Origin of the sequence: Niveispirillum sp. KHB5.9 (assembly GCF_048066115.1) — a bacterium.
GTDB lineage: Bacteria > Pseudomonadota > Alphaproteobacteria > Azospirillales > Azospirillaceae > Niveispirillum.
The window spans coordinates 1-21,725 of record NZ_JBLTYX010000005.1; the positions used below are offsets into that span (position 1 = coordinate 1).

Annotated in this window: 22 protein-coding genes; 10 read left to right on the forward strand and 12 right to left on the reverse strand. The window is 65.2% G+C overall.

Annotation, left to right across the window (positions count from 1 at the left end; all coding sequences use genetic code 11):
- Nucleotides 1-300 precede the first annotated feature (300 nt).
- From ACM9HJ_RS10720 to pgi, 4 genes are all read left to right on the forward strand, one after another.
- Nucleotides 301-2,274 carry a methyl-accepting chemotaxis protein gene (locus tag ACM9HJ_RS10720; RefSeq protein ID WP_416571719.1) on the forward strand — a complete coding sequence of 658 codons (1,974 nt, stop codon included), beginning with the start codon at nt 301-303 and terminating at the stop codon, nt 2,272-2,274.
- A gap of 231 nt (nt 2,275-2,505) precedes the next feature.
- On the forward strand, nt 2,506-3,135 hold the full coding sequence (locus ACM9HJ_RS10725) for a hypothetical protein (RefSeq protein ID WP_416571720.1): 630 nt from the start codon (nt 2,506-2,508) through the stop codon (nt 3,133-3,135).
- The gene (locus tag ACM9HJ_RS10730) at nt 3,135-3,683 is read left to right on the forward strand and encodes a hypothetical protein (RefSeq protein WP_416571721.1); all 549 of its coding nucleotides are present in this window, start codon (nt 3,135-3,137) and stop codon (nt 3,681-3,683) included. The genes ACM9HJ_RS10725 and ACM9HJ_RS10730 overlap by 1 nt, the downstream gene beginning before the upstream one ends.
- 183 nt (nt 3,684-3,866) lie before the next feature.
- Complete coding sequence (gene pgi, locus ACM9HJ_RS10735; protein ID WP_416571722.1) at nt 3,867-5,510, forward strand: glucose-6-phosphate isomerase; 1,644 nt, start codon at nt 3,867-3,869, stop codon at nt 5,508-5,510.
- Nucleotides 5,511-5,583: 73 nt separating this feature from the next.
- Here pgi and ACM9HJ_RS10740 read toward each other — a convergent pair whose 3' ends face one another.
- Complete coding sequence (locus tag ACM9HJ_RS10740) at nt 5,584-6,864, reverse strand: hypothetical protein (RefSeq protein ID WP_416571723.1); 1,281 nt, start codon at nt 6,862-6,864, stop codon at nt 5,584-5,586.
- A gap of 186 nt (nt 6,865-7,050) precedes the next feature.
- Here ACM9HJ_RS10740 and ACM9HJ_RS10745 point away from each other — a divergent pair, with 186 nt between their 5' ends.
- The 3 genes from ACM9HJ_RS10745 to mutL all read left to right on the forward strand — a co-directional run bounded on the left by ACM9HJ_RS10745 (nt 7,051) and on the right by mutL (nt 11,226).
- Nucleotides 7,051-7,929: a DUF817 domain-containing protein gene (locus tag ACM9HJ_RS10745; protein ID WP_416571724.1), complete on the forward strand. Its 879-nt coding sequence runs from the start codon at nt 7,051-7,053 to the stop codon at nt 7,927-7,929.
- 94 nt (nt 7,930-8,023) lie between these two features.
- Entirely contained in the window at nt 8,024-9,313 is a 1,290-nt protein-coding gene (locus tag ACM9HJ_RS10750) for a pentapeptide repeat-containing protein (protein WP_416571725.1), read from the forward strand.
- A 56-nt stretch (nt 9,314-9,369) separates the two neighbouring features.
- Complete coding sequence (mutL, locus tag ACM9HJ_RS10755; protein WP_416571726.1) at nt 9,370-11,226, forward strand: DNA mismatch repair endonuclease MutL; 1,857 nt, start codon at nt 9,370-9,372, stop codon at nt 11,224-11,226.
- A 112-nt stretch (nt 11,227-11,338) separates the two neighbouring features.
- Here the strand turns inward: mutL and ACM9HJ_RS10760 are convergent, their stop codons facing one another.
- The 7 genes from ACM9HJ_RS10760 to ACM9HJ_RS10790 form a co-directional block, all read right to left on the reverse strand.
- Nucleotides 11,339-11,827 (reverse strand): hypothetical protein, encoded by a 489-nt coding sequence (locus ACM9HJ_RS10760; protein ID WP_416571727.1) that lies wholly within the window; start codon nt 11,825-11,827, stop codon nt 11,339-11,341.
- A gap of 342 nt (nt 11,828-12,169) precedes the next feature.
- Entirely contained in the window at nt 12,170-12,913 is a 744-nt protein-coding gene (locus ACM9HJ_RS10765) for an amino acid ABC transporter ATP-binding protein (protein WP_416571728.1), read from the reverse strand.
- On the reverse strand, nt 12,910-13,176 hold the full coding sequence (locus ACM9HJ_RS10770) for a type II toxin-antitoxin system ParD family antitoxin (protein WP_416571729.1): 267 nt from the start codon (nt 13,174-13,176) through the stop codon (nt 12,910-12,912). The genes ACM9HJ_RS10765 and ACM9HJ_RS10770 overlap by 4 nt, the downstream gene beginning before the upstream one ends.
- The gene (locus ACM9HJ_RS10775) at nt 13,173-14,267 is read right to left on the reverse strand and encodes an amino acid ABC transporter permease (RefSeq protein WP_416571730.1); all 1,095 of its coding nucleotides are present in this window, start codon (nt 14,265-14,267) and stop codon (nt 13,173-13,175) included. Before ACM9HJ_RS10775 ends, ACM9HJ_RS10770 begins: the two co-directional genes overlap by 4 nt.
- A gap of 1 nt (nt 14,268) precedes the next feature.
- Nucleotides 14,269-15,477, reverse strand: coding sequence for an amino acid ABC transporter permease (locus ACM9HJ_RS10780; RefSeq protein ID WP_416571731.1), 1,209 nt, complete (start codon nt 15,475-15,477; stop codon nt 14,269-14,271).
- Nucleotides 15,478-15,499: 22 nt separating this feature from the next.
- Nucleotides 15,500-16,525 (reverse strand): amino acid ABC transporter substrate-binding protein, encoded by a 1,026-nt coding sequence (locus ACM9HJ_RS10785; RefSeq protein ID WP_416571732.1) that lies wholly within the window; start codon nt 16,523-16,525, stop codon nt 15,500-15,502.
- A 152-nt stretch (nt 16,526-16,677) separates the two neighbouring features.
- The gene (locus tag ACM9HJ_RS10790) at nt 16,678-17,124 is read right to left on the reverse strand and encodes a MarR family winged helix-turn-helix transcriptional regulator (RefSeq protein WP_416571733.1); all 447 of its coding nucleotides are present in this window, start codon (nt 17,122-17,124) and stop codon (nt 16,678-16,680) included.
- Between the two features lie 100 nt (nt 17,125-17,224).
- Between ACM9HJ_RS10790 and ACM9HJ_RS10795 the strand changes: the two genes are divergently transcribed.
- Nucleotides 17,225-18,367, forward strand: coding sequence for a homogentisate 1,2-dioxygenase (locus ACM9HJ_RS10795; RefSeq protein WP_416571734.1), 1,143 nt, complete (start codon nt 17,225-17,227; stop codon nt 18,365-18,367).
- Between the two features lie 71 nt (nt 18,368-18,438).
- Here the strand turns inward: ACM9HJ_RS10795 and ACM9HJ_RS10800 are convergent, their stop codons facing one another.
- From ACM9HJ_RS10800 to ACM9HJ_RS10810, 3 genes are read right to left on the reverse strand one after another with little or no spacing between them, the layout of a single operon-like run.
- Nucleotides 18,439-18,759, reverse strand: a complete 321-nt coding sequence (locus ACM9HJ_RS10800) for an XRE family transcriptional regulator (protein ID WP_416571735.1) — start codon at nt 18,757-18,759, stop codon at nt 18,439-18,441.
- Between the two features lie 20 nt (nt 18,760-18,779).
- The gene (locus ACM9HJ_RS10805; RefSeq protein WP_416571980.1) at nt 18,780-19,019 is read right to left on the reverse strand and encodes a type II toxin-antitoxin system RelE/ParE family toxin; all 240 of its coding nucleotides are present in this window, start codon (nt 19,017-19,019) and stop codon (nt 18,780-18,782) included.
- Nucleotides 18,968-19,204 carry a hypothetical protein gene (locus tag ACM9HJ_RS10810; RefSeq protein ID WP_416571987.1) on the reverse strand — a complete coding sequence of 79 codons (237 nt, stop codon included), beginning with the start codon at nt 19,202-19,204 and terminating at the stop codon, nt 18,968-18,970. Before ACM9HJ_RS10810 ends, ACM9HJ_RS10805 begins: the two co-directional genes overlap by 52 nt.
- Between ACM9HJ_RS10810 and ACM9HJ_RS10815 the strand changes: the two genes are divergently transcribed.
- Complete coding sequence (locus ACM9HJ_RS10815) at nt 19,203-20,216, forward strand: fumarylacetoacetate hydrolase family protein (protein WP_416571736.1); 1,014 nt, start codon at nt 19,203-19,205, stop codon at nt 20,214-20,216. The two genes, ACM9HJ_RS10810 and ACM9HJ_RS10815, sit on opposite strands and share 2 nt — an antisense overlap.
- Here ACM9HJ_RS10815 and ACM9HJ_RS10820 read toward each other — a convergent pair.
- Nucleotides 20,213-20,971, reverse strand: a complete 759-nt coding sequence (locus ACM9HJ_RS10820) for an SDR family oxidoreductase (protein ID WP_416571737.1) — start codon at nt 20,969-20,971, stop codon at nt 20,213-20,215. The two genes, ACM9HJ_RS10815 and ACM9HJ_RS10820, sit on opposite strands and share 4 nt — an antisense overlap.
- Nucleotides 20,972-21,012: 41 nt before the next feature.
- Here ACM9HJ_RS10820 and maiA point away from each other — a divergent pair, with 41 nt between their 5' ends.
- Nucleotides 21,013-21,648: a maleylacetoacetate isomerase gene (gene maiA / locus ACM9HJ_RS10825; RefSeq protein WP_416571738.1), complete on the forward strand. Its 636-nt coding sequence runs from the start codon at nt 21,013-21,015 to the stop codon at nt 21,646-21,648.
- The last annotated feature ends 77 nt before the right edge of the window (nt 21,649-21,725 follow it).

A 21,725-nucleotide genomic window follows, 5' to 3' on the forward strand; every position in this document is an offset into this window, starting at 1 on the left:
GGGCGCCGGAACACCGGATCGTCTGACCGGTTCCATGGTTTCCGATTGACTGGATGGCGGCCGCAATGGAGCGGCCGCCTTTTTTGTGCCTTGAAGATATAAAAATGCGCAGGCAGCCATAAAATCATGCAGAAGCTTCCACGCCTATGCGAAATCGTATACGGCCTTAACGGAAAGGTTGGGCGTTAAAGCAATTCGCTTAATTAATTATTATGTTTTGCGCTGCAGCATTGTCCGATCACCTTCGGCCCATCCCATGAAGTCCGCCTCTGGCGGATTTTCCATTTGGATACGCAGATCATGATCCGGCTTCATCTCAGCCTTTCGGCCCGTATTGTTGTTCTTTCCATCCTGTCCATGGCTTTGCTGGCGGCGACATTGCTGCTGGTCAGCCATCGGCTGGTGGATGATTACGCACGGGCCGCAGGGGCCGAACAGCAGGATCAGGCCATGCGCGTCGCCTGGCAGGTGCTGCAAGGGGTGGGTGCCCCCTATCGCCGCGACGGCAATGTGCTTTACGCCGGGGACAAGGCCCTGAACGGCTTTTTCGAGCCGGTGGACAATGTCAGCCGCATCGCCGGCAGCACCGCCACCATCTTCGTGATCGACAAGGGCGAGGCCACGCGCATCGCCACCAATGTGAAGAAGCCGGACGGCAGCCGCGCCGTGGGCACCAATCTGGCCCGCAACCCGGCCTATGAGGCTGTCGTCAATCAGGCGAAGACCTATCGCGGCGAGGCGGAGGTCCTGGGCGTCACCTATCTGACCGCCTATGACCCGATCAAGGACGCACAGGGTACCGTCATCGGCGTGCTTTACACGGGCGTGGAAAAGGCGCGCTTCATGGCACCGGTGGAGGCGCTGAAGCGTACCCTGCTGCTGATCTCCGTCGGTATCGCTGTCCTGTTGGGTGCTGTCTGCTGGTGGCTGATGCGCCGCTGGGCCGGCCGGCCGCTGCTGGCCCTGTCCGACCTGCTGGAGAAGCTGGCGGGGGGTGATGCCGACGCCGTGCCGCCGGAAGCCGGCAACCGCCAGGACGAGATCGGCCGCATGCAGCGCGCCGCCCTGGATTTGCGCACCGCCGTGGTCGAGGCTTTCCGCCTGAAGCAGGTGGTGGATGACATGCCGCTGAATGTCATGCTGGCCGACGCGTCCAAGGATTTCACCATCGTCTATGCCAACAACGCCACGATGGAAGCCCTGCCGACACTGTCCGCATCGCTGCCGGGCAACATCACCGATCCGGTCGGCCGCCATCTCAACATCTTCCAGGCCGACCGGGGTGAGATCGGCCAGGTCGTTACCCGGCCGGAACAGCTGCCATGGCGCGGCCAGATGCAGCTGGGTACCGAATGGCTGGATATCCGCATCGCCGCCGTCCGCGACAATCGCGGCCGCTATCTGGGCCCGATGCTGACCTGGAGCCTGATCACCGCCCAGCGCCGTCTGGCCGACACGTTCGAGGCGGATGTACGCGCACTCGCCACCCGCCTGGGCAAGGCATCACAGGATATGCTGGACGCGTCCGACGCCATGCGCCACACGGCGGAGGATTCCGGCGCCAAGTCCCGCCATGTCGCCACGATGGTGGAACGGGCCACGGCCAGCGTGCAGACCATGGCCGCCGCGGCGGAGGAACTGGCCGCCAGCGTGGCCGAGGTCGACCGTCAGGTGGGCCAGTCCGCCACCATTGCCGGCCGCGCCCGCCAGGAAGCCGACGAGACCGGCCGTTCCATGGCCGAACTGGCCGAAGCCGCCGGCCGCATCGGCAAGGTGGTGGAACTGATCAACGCCATTGCCAGCCAGACCAACCTGCTGGCCCTGAACGCCACGATCGAGGCGGCGCGGGCAGGGGATGCCGGCAAGGGTTTCGCCGTTGTCGCTTCGGAAGTGAAGGCACTGGCCGGCCAGACCGCCAAGGCCACCGAAGAGATCAGCACCCAGATCGGCGCCATCCAGGTCCGCACCGAAAAGGGCGTGGAGGCCATGAACCGGATCGGCGCCACCATCCGCGAGATCAGCGAAGTGTCGGAAATGATCCTGGCCGCCGTGTCCCAGCAGGGCCAGGCCACGCATGAGATCGCCCGCAGCGCGTCAGATGCCGCCCGCAGCACGCAGGAAGTGGCGGACACCATCACTGGCGTGACCCAGGCGGCGGGTGAGACCGGCGGTGCCGCCACCCAGGTGGGCGCCACGGCCGGTGCCCTGGACAGCGATGCCGACCAGCTGGGGCAGGCCATCGACGGCTTCCTGACCCGCCTGCGCGCAGCGTGATTTTTGTTCCCTCAGGCGCCGGGCGCCGCCATCCGGCGGCTTGGCTCGCGCGCCACTTGGCGCAGGCCGGCGGTCGCCGGCCAGTGTCCTTGTTTTCTCAAGCGCCGGGCAGCCGCCGGCCTTGACGTGTCTCCGGGCCGTTCGTGCGCGGTTAACAAAATCTTCCGCCTTCCCCCGGCTTCGATCTATAATCGTGCCGGTGGCCGGGATGGTCGCCGGAGACCGTCAAGCATGCTCGAAAAACTGACCGAAGCCGTGATCGCCTTTTTCGTGATCTCCGGCATCGCCTATCTGTTGGGTTCCGGTATCGCCAGTGCCGCGGAAAGTGCGGTTCGCAACCGGCAGCAGGGTGCGGGCCTGGACGGGCGCATGCAGAAGCTGAACATCCTGGCCCAGCGTCTGCAAGCGCGGAAGGACAAGATGCTGCCCAAGCTGGTGAAGCTGGATGCCGAGGTGAAGTCGGCCCGCCGCCGCCACTACATGGTCAACAAGAAGATCATGGACCTGAAGGTCGCCCGCTCGCAGCTGATGCGCGCGCTGGGGGAGGAGGAGGCATTCCTGCGGGCTGAACGGCCGGCCCGCAAGTTCGTTGCCCAGATCGTGAATCGCCATGTGCAGCGGGCCCAGATGGAGCAGAAGGAACATCCCTTCCTGTCGCGCGGCTGGTCGCGCACGCAGCAGGCCGTGATCTGGGCCCCCACCATCGGCGATGCCAAGATCCTGGCGGAGAAGGCGTTCCCGCCCGCCACCGGCTTTTTCATCGCCGAGATATCCGAACCGCATAGCGGCGGGGAAGAGGATTTGACGGCGCTGGAAAGTGCGGAACTGCATGCCGCCGCGCAGGAACGGGGGCTCACCTGATGCTGGCCAATCTCTTCGACAGTCTGCCACTGTGGTTCGGCGTCCTGGGCGGTGGGGTCGTGGCCCTGCAGATGACCGCCCATACCCGCAAGCGCATGCACCGCGCCCGCAAGATGCATGAGGGTCAGCAGAGCCGGGTGGGCAATGCCAGCAAGGCCGTGCGCGAACGGGCGGCCGCGACCCTGGCGCTGCGGCGCGAGGAGCGGCAGATGCAGGAGGAGTTGGCCCGCCTGAACGGCCAGATCGACGAGGGCGAGGTCCAGGCCGAGCATGACAAGGCCGCCGAGACCCAGATCTATGTGTTCGATGAGCGCAAGAATGTCGGCGACATGGCCTTCGTCATGGCCATCAGCCATCCCGACTTCAACAGCCTAGCCCGCAACGCGCCCGAAGAGGTAACACAGTCCTGGAAATCCGGCCGGCGCTACATGGTCTGGGCGGCCAGTGAGAAGATGGCCATGGCCAAGGCCGGCATGCGGTTCAACCAGGACAAGGGCTATCGCGTCGGCATGCCCGCCCCGTTCGAGGGCGATCCGGAGGCCTTTTGAACAGGCTGCGCAATGTAACGCGGTTACAGAAATCGATACAGGATCGATTTACCGTTACAACATGACCACGCATCGTCAAAATCGGTAACCATCACGGATTTATCGCGGTTGCGGGCTTGTGGGCGGTGGTGGGCATGCTATCAATCGCAGGCAGACCCTCACGCTTCGGCCGGAGAGAACCCCATGTCCGCCCTGACCCGTTCCCCCGCATGGCAGGCCCTGGCCGCCCACCGCAGCGCCCTGGAAGGCACCGCGATGCGCGATCTGTTCGCCACCGATCCCGGCCGCTTCGACCGCTATCGCATCACTGTCGAGGGCATGCTGCTGGATTATGCCAAGAACCGGGTGACGGACGAGACGCTGTCGCTGCTGACCGGTCTGGCCCGGCAGCAGAAGCTGGAAGAGATGCGCGACGCCATGTTCGCCGGCCAGCGCATCAACATCACCGAGGATCGCGCCGTCCTGCATGTGGCCCTGCGCAACCGCATCGACCGCCCCATCCTGGTGGACGGACAGGATGTGATGACGGGCGTGCATGAGGTGCTGGCCCGGCTCTATTCCTTCTGCCACAAGGTGCGCGACGGCGAATGGCGCGGCCATGACGGGCAGCCGATCACCGACATCGTCAATATCGGCATCGGCGGGTCCGACCTGGGTCCGGTGATGGTGACCCAGGCACTGACGCCCTGGCACCACCCGCATCTCCAGGCGCATTTCGTCTCCAACGTCGATGGCACGCATATCGCCGAGGTGCTGCGCCGCGTCGATCCGGCCACCACCCTGTTCATCATCGCGTCCAAGACCTTCACGACACAGGAAACGCTGGCCAACGCCCACACGGCGCGCGACTGGTTCCTGGCCAACGGTGGGGACGAGGCCGGGGTAGCCAGGCATTTCGTGGCCGTGTCCACCAATGCTGTGGAAGTGTCGAAGTTCGGCATTGATACCGACAACATGTTCGGCTTCTGGGATTGGGTTGGCGGACGCTACAGCCTGTGGTCCTCCATCGGCCTGCCCATCGCGCTGATGGTGGGGCCGGAGAAGTTCGGGGAACTGCTGGCCGGCGCCCATGCCATGGACGAGCATTTCCGCACCGCTCCGCTGGCGCAGAACATGCCGGTGATCATGGGCCTGCTGGGCGTGTGGTACGGCAATTTCTGGGGATCGGCGGCCCATGCCGTCCTGCCCTATGACCAATATCTGGCCCGCCTGCCGGCCTATCTCCAGCAGCTGGACATGGAGAGCAACGGCAAGTCGGTCGATCGCGACGGCAACGAAGTGGATTACGCCACCGGCCCCATCATCTTCGGTGAGCCGGGCACCAACGGCCAGCACGCCTTCTACCAGCTGATCCACCAGGGCACGCACCTGATCCCCTGCGATTTCATCGCGCCGGTCAACAGCCAGAACCCGACCGGCCGGCACCATGCCATGCTGCTGTCCAACACGCTGGCCCAGACCGAAGCCCTGATGCGCGGCAAGAACGCAACCGAAGTGCGGGCGGAGCTGGAGAAGGAGGGCAAGGCGGGTGCCGCCCTGGACGCCCTGGCCCCGCACAAGGTGTTCACCGGTAACCGGCCGACCAATACGATCCTGGTCGACCAGCTGGACCCGTACCGCCTGGGCATGCTGGTGGCGCTCTATGAGCACAAGGTGTTCGTGCAGGGCATCGTCTGGAACATCAACAGCTTCGACCAGTGGGGTGTGGAGCTGGGCAAGCAGCTGGCCAAGGTCATTCTGCCGGAACTGGAAGGCGAGGCCCCCAAACCGCACGATGCCAGCACGGCCGGACTGGTCGGCATCGTGAATGCGGGCAAGGTGGGGTGATACCAGTGGCATGAGGCGTGCCGCCGGCTGGACAGGGACGATCCTTGCCCGGCCGGCGGCACGGGAAGCCTGATTATTCCAGCGCATCACCGGCGAGGATCAGGCTCACGATCGCCGGATTGGAGCTGTTGTAGGAAACGCTGTGCTGCGAGGGTGCGTTGCTGATGACCTCCACTTCATATGTATCGCCAGTCGCATCCGTGCTGGTGATATGAAGTGATCCGACAATCTTGAAGGCACCCGCATAGGCATTGATCTGGTACTTGTAGATGACACCATTGATCTGGGTGACACGGTAATTGATCAGTGAGGCCCCGTCCTGGCTGTTCGGGTTGTACCAGAGCGTCAGGTTGGTGGCGCCGTTGACGGACATGAGTGTGCCATCGGGGGAAAGTTTCCCCCCGCCCGCCGACATCATCTGGTTGGGGGCGAACGGGTTGGGCTGGTAGCCGCCGACCGCGACATTGAACGCCCCTCGGCGCGCCGTGCCGCCGCCCGCCAGGATGGCCACCGTCAGCGGGTTGACGTCCAGCTTCTCCCATCCGGAAATGGGCGGCGAGGTATAGATCCAGATCGATCCGTCATTATGCAACTGATAGACGGAGCCGCCGCCGGCGGTGATCGAAACCACGATCGGGTTGTTATCGATCTCCAGCCAGCTGCTGGAGGCACCGGGTGTATATTGCCAGATGCTTCCATTCTGTGCGTAGAGCGGCCCCTTGTTGATGTTCTGCAACTGATAGAGCTGCCCGTTCGACTGGTCGACCGCGATCCCCACGCTGCTGATGGACGTGCCGCTCTGGATGGTGGCCCAGCTGGTGGAACCGGGCCCGCCATTCACCATCACGTCGCCGGTGCCCGTCAGGATATGAACCAGTCCTGACCCGGCCGTCACCGCGAATGCCGGATTGTCCGGGTTCAGCTTGGTCCAGCCGGTCAGCGGCGTTCCATCATACAGCCAGACACTGCCATCATTGTGCTGCTGATACAGATTGCCGTTCGATTGATCGACGGTGATGACGACGGTCAGCGGGTTCGTGTCGATCACGGTCCAGCCGGTACCGTTATAGGACAAGATCATGCCAGTGGTTTGCAGCTGGTAGAGCCCGCCCTTGCCGGCGGTGATGGCAACAGCACCGTTGCTGGCCAGCTGCTTCCAGCCGGTCAGGGGTGTCCCCTCGTAAATGGAAATCGTGCCGTCATTGCCCAGCTGGTACAGCGCCCCGCTGGACTCATCGGTGGCGATCTGCACCGTCTGCGGATTGTCGCCTAGCTTCGTCCATCCGGTGATGGCCGGACCCACATATCCCCAGATCGAACCGTCACTATGCAGCTGATAAAGGTTATAAGTCATGACACCACCTAAAGTTTATAAGCGGATAGGCTGCTATGCTTTGTAAAGTTTATGCGTCTTGTCAATAAAACAATCTAAAGTTTTCAATAAATGTAGGCTCCCCTCCGTACGCCCCCCGTCAGCGCCATCTTTCCGCCGCGCCCGTCTGTCACAAAGCCGCCTCCCTCTTTCCCGACCGGTCCGCCCATGCTGAAACCCCACCCGCCCAGCGGCACAAGCGACTGGCCCCTGCTATCCCGGTTCATCACGCGCGAGGCGGCACTGGGGGATGCCGCCAAGGCGCGGGGACCATGGGTCGCCGGGCTTTATGAATTCCTGCGTTTCGGGGTGAAGCAGGCCTGGGCCTGTCTTTATGGCGGGCTGATGCTGGCGTTGCTGCTGGCCACATACATGTTCTATCCGCGCGACGCGGCTTTGCCCCGGTATGATTTCCTGACCATCGCGGCGCTGGCGCTGCAGGTGGCGCTGATCCGGTTCAGGCTGGAGACCAGGGACGAGGCGCTGGTCATCCTGATCTTCCATCTGGTCGGCACCGGCATGGAAATCTTCAAGACCACCATGGGCTCCTGGGTCTATCCGGAGGACAGTTTACTGCGGATCGGCGGTGTGCCGCTGTTCACCGGCTTCATGTATGCCGCCGTCGGCTCCTACATCGCCCGGGCCTGGCGCCTGTTCGATTTCCGCTTCAGCCACCATCCGCCGCTATGGGCCGTTCTGGCATTTGCCGCCGCCATCTATGCGAACTTCTTCCTGCATCATTTCTGGTGGGATTTGCGCTGGGGCCTGTTCGCGCTGGCGGGGCTGATCTTCGGGCGCTGCTGGATCTATTTCCGGGTGTGGGAGCAGGACCGGCGCATGCCGCTGCTGGTCGGGTTCGCCCTGGTGGCCCTGTTCATCTGGTTCGCGGAAAACCTGGGCACCTTTGCCGGCGCCTGGATCTATCCCAGCCAGAAACAGGGATGGGCGATGGTATCCTTCGCGAAGTTCGGATCCTGGTTCCTGCTGATGCTTATCTCATACGCCCTGGTGGCCCTGGTCCGGCGGCCCGCCGACAGGCAGGTGTGACAAAGCCAAGCCGCACCCCGGATTCACTATTCCTTTGCAACGACCGGCACAGAATGGCTCATGATTGAAACAGAAGAAGCCGGGAGAAGCGGAATTGGCCGATCAGAGGGCCCATTACAAGGCGACACAGGAACAGCTGGATGCCATCCTGAAACGGCATGAGATGTTCCGGAACGCCCGCATGGGCGGGGCCCGCGCCGTGCTGGCCAATTACGACCTGTCCGGACTGAACCTGTCGGGCCGCGATCTCGCCCATGCCGACCTGACCGGCTGCATCCTGCGCCGGGCCAATCTCTCCAATGCCAACCTGGATTGCTGCACCCTGTTCGCCGCCGATCTGCGGGAGGCGAACATGACCGGTGCCTCGCTGGTGAAGGTCGATCTGCGCGGGGCCAGCCTGCGCGGGGCCGATCTGACCGGGGCCAACCTTGTCAGCGCCGATCTGCGCGACGGGTCGCTGGCCGAACGCGCCGCCGATGGCAGCCTGAAGATCGTGGTGGTGGAAAGCGACGCCAGCCCCGCCGACATGCAGGGTGCCAAGCTGGCCAATGCCAACCTGTCCCAGGCCAAGCTGTCGGGGGCGGTGGCCATGCATACCGACTTCACCGACGCTGTAATGCGCGGGACCAAGCTGGTGCGCGCCAATCTGCGCAACGCCACCCTGGATGGCGCCATCCTGGAAGGGGCCGACATGTCGGGCGCCGATGTGCGCGGCGCCAGCCTGAAAGGGGCGGTGCTGACCGGTGCCGTGCTGGTAATGACGGAACTGGCCAATGCCGATATGGCAGGCGCGCTTACCGACAAGCCGGCCGGCAAACCCGCCAGCGCCTTGCCCCGCCCCCTGGACCAGATGCTGAAGCTGCATGCCGAATGGGTGGGCACGGCGGGACAGGCGGGATTGGCCCTGGACCTGACCGGCTATGACCTGCGTGATGCGGGCAGCCTGTCGCATGCCTGCCTGACGCGTCTGCACGCACCGGGCGTCATCCTGTACGGCATGGACCTGTCGGCAGCGCAAATCCAGGTGGGCAATCTGGCTGGTGCCGATCTGCGTGGGGCCAACTTGTCGGGCTGCGACCTGCGCGGCATCAACCTGACCGACGCCATGCTGGGCAATGCCAACCTGTCGGAGGCCAATCTGGGTTTCCTGAAGATCGACGCCACCCGCTTCGTGCGCAGCGAACTGGCCGGCGCCAAGCTGCGCTATGCCAACCTGTCGGGCGCGCGGCTGGTGAAGGCCAATTTCGCCGGTGCCGACCTGTCCTTCGCCAACCTGCTGCTGGCGGATCTGAAGGAGATGGACCTGACCGGGGCGCGGCTGGCCGGCACCAAGGTGCGGCGGGAGCAAATGGCAGAAGTCGTCGGCATTAAGCTGCCCGGTTAGACCCATAACTTGTGGCCGGCTTGGCGGTGGCACCCCATCGGTGCTATGACCGTCCCATGCCGATCATCCGTCGCCTTCCCGATAATCTCGTCAACCAGATCGCCGCCGGCGAGGTGGTGGAGCGTCCTGCCGCTGCCGTGAAGGAGCTGGTGGAGAATGCGCTGGATGCCGGTGCGCGCCGCATCGACGTCACGCTCCGCGATGGCGGCAAGGCGCTGCTGTCCGTGGCCGATGATGGTTGCGGGATGGAGCCGGAACAGCTGGCTTTGTCGGTGGAACGGCATGCCACGTCGAAGCTGCCCGATGGCGACCTGACCGATATCCGTACCCTGGGCTTCCGGGGGGAGGCGCTGCCCAGCATCGGCGCCGTCAGCCGCCTGACCATCACCAGCCGTACCGACGCCGCCGACCATGCCAGCGCCATCCTGGTGGAGGGTGGCACCGTCCATCCGGTGGGTCCGGCGCCGGGTGGGCTGGGCACGCGGGTGGAGGTGCGCGACCTGTTCTTCGCCACGCCGGCCCGCCTGAAATTCCTGAAGGGCAGCCGCACCGAAAGCCAGCATGCCGTCGATGTGGTGGAGCGCCTCGCCATGGCCCATCCCCATGTCGCCTTCACCGTGACGGATGAGGGGCGCACGCCCGTGCGCCTGACATCCTGCACGGGTGAGGAGGAGGTGGCGCGGCTGGGCCGGCTGGGCGCGGTGCTGGGGCGCGAGTTCCAGGAGAATGCCATTCCCGTCGATGCCGAACGCGCCGGCGTGCGGCTGGTCGGGCACATCGGCCTGCCCACCTATAACAAGCCGACATCGGCCGGCCAGTATCTGTTCGTCAATGGGCGGCCGGTGAAGGACCGGCTGATGGTGGGGGCGGTGCGCGGTGCCTATGCCGATTTCCTGGCGCGCGACCGGCATCCGGTGCTGGCCCTGTTCCTGACGCTGAACCCGCATGACGTGGATGTGAATGTCCATCCCGCCAAGACGGAGGTGCGGTTCCGCGATCAGGCGCTGATCCGCGGCCTGATCGTCGGTGCCCTGAAGCACGCCCTGGCCGCCGCCGGCCACCGCGCCAGCACCACGGTGGCCGCCGACACGCTGGCCAGCCTGACCCCGCGCGTGGCGCCGCAGACCAGCCTGTTCTGGGAACCGCAGCGCCCGACGGCACCGCCGCCCTATGCCCAGCAGCACCATGCCCCGCCGCCGGTGAACCGGGAGATGGCGGAGGCCGCCTGGCAGTTCCAGGCGCCGCAGATGCGCACCGCCTCAGCCCCCGCCGATTTCGCCCCGGCGGCGCGGATGGAGGAAGCCGATGCTATCGCGGCCACCGCGCCCAGCTTCCCCTTAGGCGCGGCGCGGGCGCAGCTGCACGCTACCTATATCGTCGCCCAGACCGACAATGGCATCGTCATCGTCGACCAGCACGCCGCCCATGAACGGCTGGTCTATGAGCGGATGAAGAAGGAGATGCTGGGCGATGGGGTGAAGCGCCAGGGGCTGCTGATCCCCGAAGTGGTGGAACTGGACCCCGCCGATGCCGAACGGGTGGGTGAGCGGTCGCACGAGCTGGCGGAAATGGGCCTGGTGCTGGAAAGCTTCGGGTCGGGTGCGGTCGTGGTGCGCGAGGTGCCGGCCATGCTGGGCGCGCGGGCCGATGTGCGCGGCCTGGTGCGCGACATCGCCGACGAACTGGCGGAGATGGGCGATGCCCATGCGCTGAAGGAGAAGCTGGACGCCATCTGCTCCCGCATGGCCTGCCACGGCTCCGTCCGGGCCGGCCGGCCGATGAATGTGGAGGAGATGAATGCGCTGCTGCGCCAGATGGAGGCCACGCCCCATTCCGGCCAGTGCAACCATGGCCGCCCCACCTATGTCGAGTTGAAGCTGGGCGATATCGAGCGGCTGTTCGGCCGGCGGTAGCCTTTTTCAGGTTCCCGTGCCGGTCGGAAATGGCTGAACCGTGCGAAGGCTTTGCCATTGGCGTGTGATCCCACCGGTCGAAATATTCGACCGGTGGGACTTTCCGGGGAAGTTACTTCGGCTGACCCTGCTGCGGCACCATGGCTAGGCAGTTCTCGACGATGCGGTAGCATTGGCCCAGCCGGGCCGACTGTCCGTCGCTGGCGCTGTTATAGACGATGCGCTGCACGACGCCGTCCTTCAGGGTGAAGGTGGCCTGGCAGTCGCGGGTCTCCGTTTCCGGATAATCGTCGAAGCCCATGCCCCAGCCATACCAGGGCGACCAGGGCCGGTAATAGCCGAAGGCGGCGCTGAAGCGCGGGCCGGGGGACGGCGTGGTGACCAGCCGTTCCGACGTGTAGGTGTAATAGTCGACATTGTCGACCGTGGCGCTGCGCGTCGGTACGCCGGCGCAGGTCAGCAGAAACTGCTTGGGCATGCCCACAAAGGCGTTCTGCGCATAGAGCGCCTGATCGGCCTGGGGGTTGGCGCAGGCGGAAAGCCCCAGCAGCGCACCGGCGGCGATCAGGCCCCGGATGGTCGTTTTCGATGTGAACTTCATGACCAACGCTCCTTGACACTTTGCATCACCGGCCCGTCAACGTGCCGCCGGCCGCACCGCCCCTGCATCCTTATACGGTGGCCAAGGGGAAACCCTTCGCCACCGGAACAATGTTCACCGATAAAAATGGCGGATCGGGGGCGATGTTTCAATGCACCTGTGGGTGCGCCATAGCGCCGCTCGGTATTTATGCCGGTTCCCGGTGATCATGGGTGATCACCGGGCGTCAATCGCCGGCGCCGCGTCCGCGGCTTGGCTACGCCGCACGTGCGGCGCGGCGGCGGTCGCCGCCGTACCCGCTCCCGATGAGTTGAACTCAACGGGAGCGGGTCTGAGATGACCTCAGTGGCTCAGCACCTGGCCCAGGAAGGTGCGGGTGCGGTCGTTCTGGGGATTGTCGAAGAACTGGTCGGGCGGTGCGACCTCCACGATCTCGCCCTTGTCCATGAACACCACCCGGTCGGCCATGCGGCGGGCAAAGCCCATCTCGTGCGTGACGACCAGCATGGTCATGCCGGATGCCGCCAGATCGCTCATCACGTCCAGCACCTCCTTGACCATTTCGGGGTCCAAGGCACTGGTCGGCTCGTCGAACAGCATGATGGACGGGTCCATGCACAGCGCCCGGGCGATGGCCACGCGCTGCTGCTGGCCGCCCGACAGCTGGCCCGGGTATTTCAGGGCCTGATCGGGGATGCGCACGCGTTCCAGCAGCTGGCGGGCCTTGGCCTCGGCTTCGGCACGCGGCAGCTTCTTCACCCACATCGGCGCCAAGATGCAGTTCTCCAGCACGGTCAGGTGCGGGAACAGGTTGAACTGCTGGAACACCATGCCGACATCGCGGCGGATGCTTTCCACATGGCGGACGTCATCATCCAGCGGCACGCCCTTGACGATGATCTCACCGGCCTGATGTTCCTCCAGCCGGTTGATGCAGCGGATGGTCGTGGACTTGCCGGACCCCGACGGGCCGCAGATCACGATCCGCTCCCCCTTGTTCACCTGGAGGTTCACGTCGCGCAGCACATGGAAGGCGCCGTACCACTTGTTCAGGCCGCGCAGTTCGATGATGGGCTCAGCGGTCATTCAGAAAACTCCGTGTCGGTATGGCGCGCGGCGTAACGTTCCCGGGCCTTGACGAGCATCTCTTCCAGATTGAGGGGACCGGCGCTGCCACTATCAACCCCTGCCTGAATTGCGCGGCGAAGCGCTTCGAGGCGTTCGTGATCGGTTGCGTGCTGCATATAACCAAGCGCCGCCTGAACGACCCCGCTTTCTGACGGGTATTCCCCGGTTTCCACCTTTTGGCGGATAAACTCTTGCAGAGCGGGAGGGAGCGTGATTTTCACCGCCGCCTCCCCTGCCCAAGGACGGTCTCCAGGTACCGGCTGTAGCGGGACAGGGCGTAGCAGAAGGCCAGATAGATCAGGCCCACGAACAGGTAGGCCTCCTTGTAGAAGCCGCGCCAGGCGGGATCGGTCAGGGCCGACTTGGCGGTGGACAGCAGGTCCAGCAGGCCGATGACGATGACCAGGCTGGTATCCTTGAAGCTGGCGATGAAGGAATTCACCAGCGGCGGGATCACCAGCGACAGGGCTTGGGGCAGGATGATCAGGCGCTGGCGCTGCCAATAGCCCAGGCCCAAAGCTTGTGCCGCCTCCACCTGTCCCTTGGGGATGGCCTGCAAACCCGCACGCACCACCTCCGCCACATAAGCAGCGGAGAACAGGCAGATGCCGATGAGTGCCCGCAGCACCTTGTCGATGGACACGCCCGCCGGCAGGAACAGCGGCAGCATGACGGACGCCATGAACAGGATGGAGATCAGCGGAACGCCGCGCACCAGCTCGATATAGACGACCGACAGGCCGCGCATCACCGGCAGGTCGGATGTGCGGCCCAGGGCCAGCAGCACGCCCAGCGGAAAGCTGGCCACCAGCCCGACGATGGACAGCGTCAAGGTCAGCGGCAGGCCACCCCACAGTTCGGTCGGCACATAATCCATGCCCAGCACGCCGCCGAACATCAGCAGGGCCGACAGACCCAGACCCACGCCCCAGATATAGAGCAGCGGCCGGCCCCACATGCGCCGGTCGGCCGACACGACCAGGGTGGCGATCATCGCCAGGATGGCCAGGGTCGGGCGCCAATGCTGGTCATCCGGAAAGGTGCCGAACAGGATGAAGCGCCATTTCTCCGCCAGGAAAGCCCAGCAGGCACCACCGGCCTCTCGGCACGCCGCCGCGTCGCCCGACCAGCTGGCCTTGACCAGGGCCCAGTCGATGAGACCCGGAATGGCCCGCGCCAGCAGCCAGACGATCGCCAGGGTCAACAGGGCATTGTACCAGGTGGAGAACAGGTTGGCGCGCAGCCACGCGATCAGCCCCTGGTTGGGGCGGATGGGGGCGGCGCGTTCGGTGGGGGTCTCTGTCATGCTCATCTCACCGCTCCACCAGCGCCACGCGGCTGTTGTACCAGTTCATCAGGAAGGACAGGCTGAGGCTGATGATCAGATAGGCCGCCATGATCGACAGCACGCCCTCCACCGCCTGACCGGTCTGGTTGATGGTGGTATTGGCGATGGAGACGAAGTCGGGATAGCCGATGGCGACCGCCAGCGAGCTGTTCTTCGTCAGGTTCAGATACTGGCTGGTGGTGGGCGGGATGATGACGCGCAGCGCCTGCGGCAGGATCACGAGGCGCAGCAGTTGCGCCCTTGTCAGGCCCAGCGCCGTCGCCGCCTCCGTCTGGCCCCTGGGCACGGCCAGGATGCCCGACCGCACGATCTCGCCGATGAAGGCGGCGGTATAGATCACCAGGCCGAACAGCAAGGCGGCGAATTCCGGCGACAGGGTCATGCCGCCGCGGAAATTGAACCCCTGCAGAACCGGCATATCGATGGCCCCGCCGCCACCGGCCAGCAGCACCAGCAGCGGCAGGCCCACGATCAGGCCGGACCCGATGGGCAGCATGGGCAGGCGCTTGCCGGTGGTCGCCTGACGCTTGTTGTTCCAGGCGGCGATGACCAGGGTCAGGATGATGCCCAGGCCGAAGATGGCCGCCACCCAGGCCCAGATCGGATCATCGGCCGGCGCCGGCAGCTTCAGCCCGCGGTTGGACAGGAAGATGCCGGGCAGCGGTTCGAACGCCTGACGCGGGCCCGGCAGCCCCTCGGTCAGCAGCGCGTACCAGAGGAACAACTGCAACAGCAGTGGGACGTTGCGCACCGTTTCCACATAGAAGGATGCGATGCGCGCCACCAGCCAGTTGGACGACAGCCGCGCCACACCCAGCACCACGCCCAGCACCGTGGCCAGCACGATGCCGATGCCGGAGATTTTCAGGGTGTTGAGGATGCCGACCAGGAAGGCCGTGGAATAATGGTCCTGCGGCCCGAATTCGACCAGGCTTTCGCCGATCTGGAATCCGGCCTCCCGGTCCAGGAAGCCGAAGCCCGATGCGATGGACAGGCGGGCCAGATTGTCCATGGTGTTGCCCACCAGGAACCAGCCGACCAGCACCACGGCCAGGCCCAGCACGATCTGCCACAGGATGGCGCGGACCACGGGATTGTTGATGGACAGGTGAAAGGCCGCAGGCCCGGGGGGGGCTGCGGCCTTGGTGGATGCGGGCGCCTGGCGGTCCGTCATATGGGGGCGGGTTCCGGCAGGATCAGCGGACGGGCGGGGCGTACATCAGCCCGCCATTGGTCCACAGCGCGTTCAGGCCGCGGTCCAGCTTCAGCGGCGTCTTCTTGCCGATATTGCGCTCGAAAATCTCGCCATAATTGCCCACGGCCTTGATGGCGCGATAGGCCCAGGCCTTGTCCAGCCCCAGACCCGGCCCCAGGTCGCCCTGCGCGCCCAGCAGGCGCTGCACCGACGGGTCCACGTCCTTCAGCTTGGCATCGACATTGGCCTGGGTAATGCCCTTCTCCTCCGCCTCGATCAGGGCGTAGATGGTCCAAGCCACGATATCGCGCCACTGGTTGTCGCCATGGCGTACCACGGGGGCCAGCGGCTCCTTCGACATCACCTCCGGCAGGATGATGAAATCGTCGGGGTTGGAAGCGACCGACGCACGCACGCCGGCCAGGCCGGAAATATCGGTGGTCAGCACATCGCAGCGACCGGAGAAGAAGGCGGCGTTCACCTCGTCCAGCGCCTCGATCACCACGGGCTTGAAGGACAGGTTGTGGGCGCGGAACCAGTCGGCCAGGTTCAGTTCGGTGGTGGTGCCCGGCTGCACGCAGACGGTGGCGCCGTCCAACTGTTTGGCGCTGGTCACGCCCAGGCTCTTCGCCACCATCAGGCCCTGGCCGTCATAATAGACGACGGGGGCGAAATCCAGTCCCTGGGCATCGCGGGTCAGCGACCAGGTGGTGTTGCGCACCAGCAGATCGATCTCGCCCGATTGCAGGGCGGTCAGGCGCTGCTGCGCCGAGAGCGGTGTGTAGCGGATCTTGCTGGTGTCGTTCAGGATGGCGGCGGCCACGGCCTTGCACACATCCACGTCCAGGCCGGTCCACTTGCCCTGGCTGTCGGGGCTGGAGAATCCTGGAAGGCCGGTATTCACGCCGCAGGTGAGCTGTCCCTTGCTCTTGACCGCGTCCAATGTCGGGCCGGCAATAGCCGGGGCGGCGGTAAAGGCAAGGAGTGCGGCGGCCATGGCGGCCGCCCCCTGGAGGCGAAGGCTCATCGTCTGTAATTCCCCTGTTCAACCAAGGCCGGTGGTCCGAAACCGGCCCCTTTCATGTCAAGCAGTTAAGCATTCATTACCGCGTTGAAACAACCCCGTAAGGGGCACAATCGCGACAATTTTCGAAGATGCCGTAAGGATAGGCAATCCGGTCACAAAACGTCCCGTGCCAGCTGTTCCAGCTGCGTCTCCAGCTTGCCCGACAAGGCCTTGAATTGGGCCAGTTCCCCCTCGTCCAGGCAGTTCAGCCAGCGCTGCTGCCACTCCAACGCCAGGGGGGCGATCCTGTCGTAAAGTGTCCGCCCGGCCGGGGTGAAGGACAGGCGCAGCAGCCGCTGGTCCGACGGGTGCGTGTCGCGCGACAGGAGGCCCGCCTCCACCAGCGAGGTGACGGCCCGGCTGACCTTGGCCTTGTCCATGGCGGAGCGTTCGACGATGTCGTTGGACGACAGGGGCTGTTCGCGCCCCAGGATCGCCATCACGCGCCATTCGGGGATGGAAATGCCGAACTGCGCCTCGTACCGGCGCGCCAGCTCGCGGCTGACGCGCTTGGCCAGGACATTCAGGCGATAGGGCAGGAAATCGTCAAGGTCGAGCATGGCCCAAGGGTGGCCTGTGCAAAGCGGACTTGCAAGGGGCTCTGTGATCAGCCATATTCGTTTCATATGAAACGGTATTCGAACAGAGTGGAGGACGCGCATGCGCCGGTACATCTCTTTCCCCCGGATCGAGGGCGATGCCTCGCGCCAGGCCCATGCCGACCTGCCGCCCGGCACGTTCGAACGCGAACTGGGCCGTGAAGGCTTCTTCGGCCCCGCTACCCACATGTACCATCGCAACGCCCCCACCGGCTGGACCAGCTGGGAAGGCCCGCTGCGCCCCCGCGCCTTCGACCTGAACCAGCTGATCGAGGGCCTGTCGGGGGGACCATGGGCGGCGAAGGAGGTTTTGTTCAACGCCCATTGCCGCATGCGCATGTGGCGGTGTGACAAGCCCATGGACCATCTGGCCCGCAATGGCGACGGCGACGACCTGATCTTCGTGCATGAGGGCGAGGGCGAGCTGTTCTGTGACTATGGCCACCTGAGCGTGACGGCGGGCGATTACGTCGTGCTGCCGCGCGGCAGCATGTGGCGTCTGGTCCCCAGCCGGCCGGTAACGGCGTTGCTGATCGAAGCCACGGGGTCGGTCTATCAGCTGCCCGACCGCGGCATCGTCGGCCCGCATGCGGTGTTCGACCCCGCCATCCTGGACACGCCGAAGATCGACCAAGCCTTCCTGGACCAGCAGACCGACACCGGTCCCGGTGGTTCCTGGCGCGTGCTGGTCAAGCGGCGGGGCGCCATCAGCACGGTGACATATCCATTCAATCCGCTGGACGCCGTGGGCTGGAAGGGTGACTTGGCGCCGGTGCGGCTGAACGTCAAGGATGTGCGGCCGCTGATGAGCCACCGCTATCACCTGCCGCCCAGCGCCCATACGACGTTTGTCGCCAACCGCTTCGTCGTCTGCACCTTCGCCCCGCGCCCGTTCGAGACGGACGAGGGCGCCATCAAGATCCCGTTCTTCCACAATAACGACGATTATGACGAGGTGCTGTTCTACCATGCCGGCGACTTTTTCAGCCGCGACAACATCAAGGCCGGCATGATGACCTTCCACCCGTCGGGCTTCACCCATGGCCCCCACCCCAAGGCGCTGGGCAAGATGCTGGTGCAGCCCAAGGCCGCCACCGACGAGTACGCCGTGATGGTCGATACCCGCGACGCGCTGGAGGTGGCGGGTATGCCCGAAGGCGTGGAAAACCATGCCTATGCCGACAGCTGGCGGGTGAAGCCTTAGGTTTGGTGTTCCTCAAACGCCGGCGCCGCCATCCGGCGGCAGTCGCCGCCGGAGCGTTTCCCTGAAACGCTCTAATCGGCGATGGCGCCAAGCCCGGTGAGCCGCAAGGGTTGCTTGCCGGGGAACTCCACCCGGATTTCCAACGTCCCGCCTGCGGCCTCCACAAAGCGGCGCAGGGTGGACAGGTAGAGATCGGTTTGGCGTTCGATCTTGGAGACGGAAGGTTGGCTGATGCCCAGGGAATCCGCGATCTGCTCCTGCGTCTGGTCCGCCAGCCGCCGCAATTCGCCCAGGCTTTCGACCTCGGCCAGCAGTTCCTCGGCGCGGGCTTCCACACGGGCGCGCTCATCGGGCGGAAGGGCGACCATAATGTCTTCTAACGTCCTTGCCATGGATCGCTCCTGTCTTTCTCTCAATGCCGCTTCAGGCGCTGCAGATGATCATCGAACCGGGCATCCGCCCTGCGGATCAGCCCGGTATAGAACCGGCCCGACACGACACCGGACTTGTCCCCTGCGACAAGCAGGATGGCCTTGCGTTCCGGATCGAATGCGAAGGCCACACGCCAGACCCCATCGCCCGCCCGGAACAGGAGCTCCTTCATGTTCGCGTGCCTGGACCCTTCCAGCGTATCGACCTGCGGACGCCCCAGTTGGGGACCGAACCGTCCAGCAGGCTTACCAACGCCAGGAGTTCGCGGCGGACCACGATTTCCAGCGCATCGAATTCCGGATCGAAATCCGGATGCAGAATGATCGTCCATTCCATCCAGGCTATATAGCCTGAAACGCATATCGCCGCAACCGGCGCCGCTTCAAACCGGAGATCCAGCCCCATGAAACTCGCCTCCCTGCAACAGGGCCGTGACGGCCGCTTGGTCGTGGTGTCCGACGACCTGTCCCGCTATGTGGCCGTGCCTGAGATCGCAACGACCCTGCAACAGGCGCTCGACCATTGGGACAGCGTGGCCCCGGCCTTGGCTGCCGTCGCGGCCAAGCTGAACGGCAATGGGATCGACGGTCAGCCGTTCGATGAGACCGACTGCGCCAGCCCGCTGCCGCGCGCCTATCAATGGGCGGATGGATCGGCCTATGTGAACCATGTCGAGCTGGTGCGGAAGGCCCGCAATGCCGAGATGCCGCCCAGCTTCTGGACTGACCCGCTGATGTACCAGGGCGGGTCCGACAGTTTCCTGTCACCCCACGACCCGATCCTGATGGCGGACGAGGCCTATGGCATCGACCTGGAAGGCGAAGTGGCCGTCATCACCGGCGACGTGCCCATGGGCGTGACGCCGGAACAGGCCAGGGCGCATATCCGGCTGGTGATGCTGGTCAACGATGTGTCGCTTCGCGGCCTGATCCCCAACGAGCTGGGCAAGGGCTTCGGCTTCTTCCAGTCCAAACCCAGCAGCGCCTTCAGCCCCGTGGCGGTGACGCCCGACAGCCTGGGCGACGCCTGGGATGGCGGCAAGCTGCACCTGGCGCTGCTGTCGTCGATCAATGGCCAGCCCTTCGGCCGCCCCAATGCCGGGGTCGACATGACCTTCGATTTCCCCACCCTGGTGGCGCACGCGGCCAAGACGCGCCCCTTGTCGGCCGGCACCATCATCGGGTCGGGGACCGTGTCCAACAAGGACCCGGATGGCGGTGCCGGCCGGCCCGTGGCGGAAGGCGGCCTGGGATACAGCTGCATCGCGGAGATCCGCACCATCGAGACCATCCGCGACGGCAAGCCCGGCACGCCGTTCCTGCGCTTCGGCGACCGGGTGCGGATCGAGATGCAGGACAAGGACGGCCGCTCCGTGTTCGGCGCCATCGATCAGGTGGTGCAGAAATACGAAGGCTAAAGCCCCCGCAACCCGCCGCTGGCCCGAATCACCTCGCCCGTGATCCAGGCCGCGTCGGGGCCGGCCAGCCAAGCCACCACGGCGGCGATATCCTCGGGCTCCCCGATCCGGCGCAGGGCGGTGCGGCTTGTGATCTCCCCCTCACGGGACCGGTCGCCGGACTTGAACCGGTCGGTGGCGGTCACGCCGGGGGCGACCGTGTTGATATTGATGCCCAGCGGCCCCAATTCCTGGGCCAGCACGCCGGTCATGGCATGCACGGCCCCCTTGGACGCGGCATAGACCGCTCGCTGCCCCACGGGCATGTCGGTGATGACGCTGCCGATATTGATGATGCGCCCACCCGGCTTCATCGCCTTCGCCGCTTCGCGCGCCAGCAGCAGCGGCGTGGCGGCGTTTACGGCCAGGACCTGGGCCAGTTCCTGGGCCTTGATCTCCTGGATGGGCGCGAAGCGGCCGGTGCCGGCATTGTTGACGACGATGTCGGGCACGCCCAGCGCCGCCGTGACCGCGGCGAACAGGGCGACGGCCCCGCCCGCATCCGACAGGTCGGCCAGATCCGCCTGGAAGGCCTGGCCCCGTACGCCATGGTCGGTGCGGCAGCGTTCGGCCAGATCTTCCGCCGACTGCCGGTGTGATCCGTAATGCACGGCCACATCCGCCCCGTCACGGGCCAGCCGTTCGGCGATGGCGGAACCGATGCCGCGCGAGGCACCGGTGACCAATGCTATCCTGCCTTCCAACGGACGGGCCATCGCCCACCTCCCCTCGCAAACTCAAGGCTGGTGATACCACGATGATGCAGCTCCACACCTATTTCCGATCATCCGCCGCCTATCGCGTCCGCATCGCGCTGGCGCTGAAGGGCATCCAATGGGACCCGGCCTATGTCCATCTGCTGAAGGATGGCGGGCAGCAGCGCCACGAGGCGTATCGCGACCTGAACCCGCAGGGGCTGGTGCCGACGCTGGTTGATGGCGACGCGGTGATCCCGCAATCGCTGGCGATCCTGGAATATCTGGAGGAGAGGCAGCCGACACCGCCCTTGCTGCCGGCCGATCCGGCAGGTCGCGCCAAGGTGCGGGCCATGGCGCTGGCCGTGGTGGCCGATATCCACCCGTTGAACAATCTGCGGGTGCTGAATTATCTGCGCGGGTCCCTGGGTCTGGGCGATGAGGCGGTGAAGGCCTGGATCGCACATTGGGTCGCGGAAGGGTTCACGGCCCTGGAACAGATGGTGGAAGGGCCGGATTTCTGCCTGGGGCACGCGCCCAGCTTCGCCGACCTGTGTCTGGTTCCGCAGATGTTCAATGCACGGCGATTCGGCGTGGACCTGACGGCCTATCCGAAGCTGGTTGCCATCGATGCCCATTGCCAGACGCTGGACGCGTTCCAGGTGGCGGCACCGGGGCACCAGGGGGATGCGGAGTAGGGAGAACCCTCTCCCTCCCTCTCCCGCAAGCGGGCGAGGGAGGGAAATTTTGGCTGCGAGGTCCTTGTCCTGCCCTC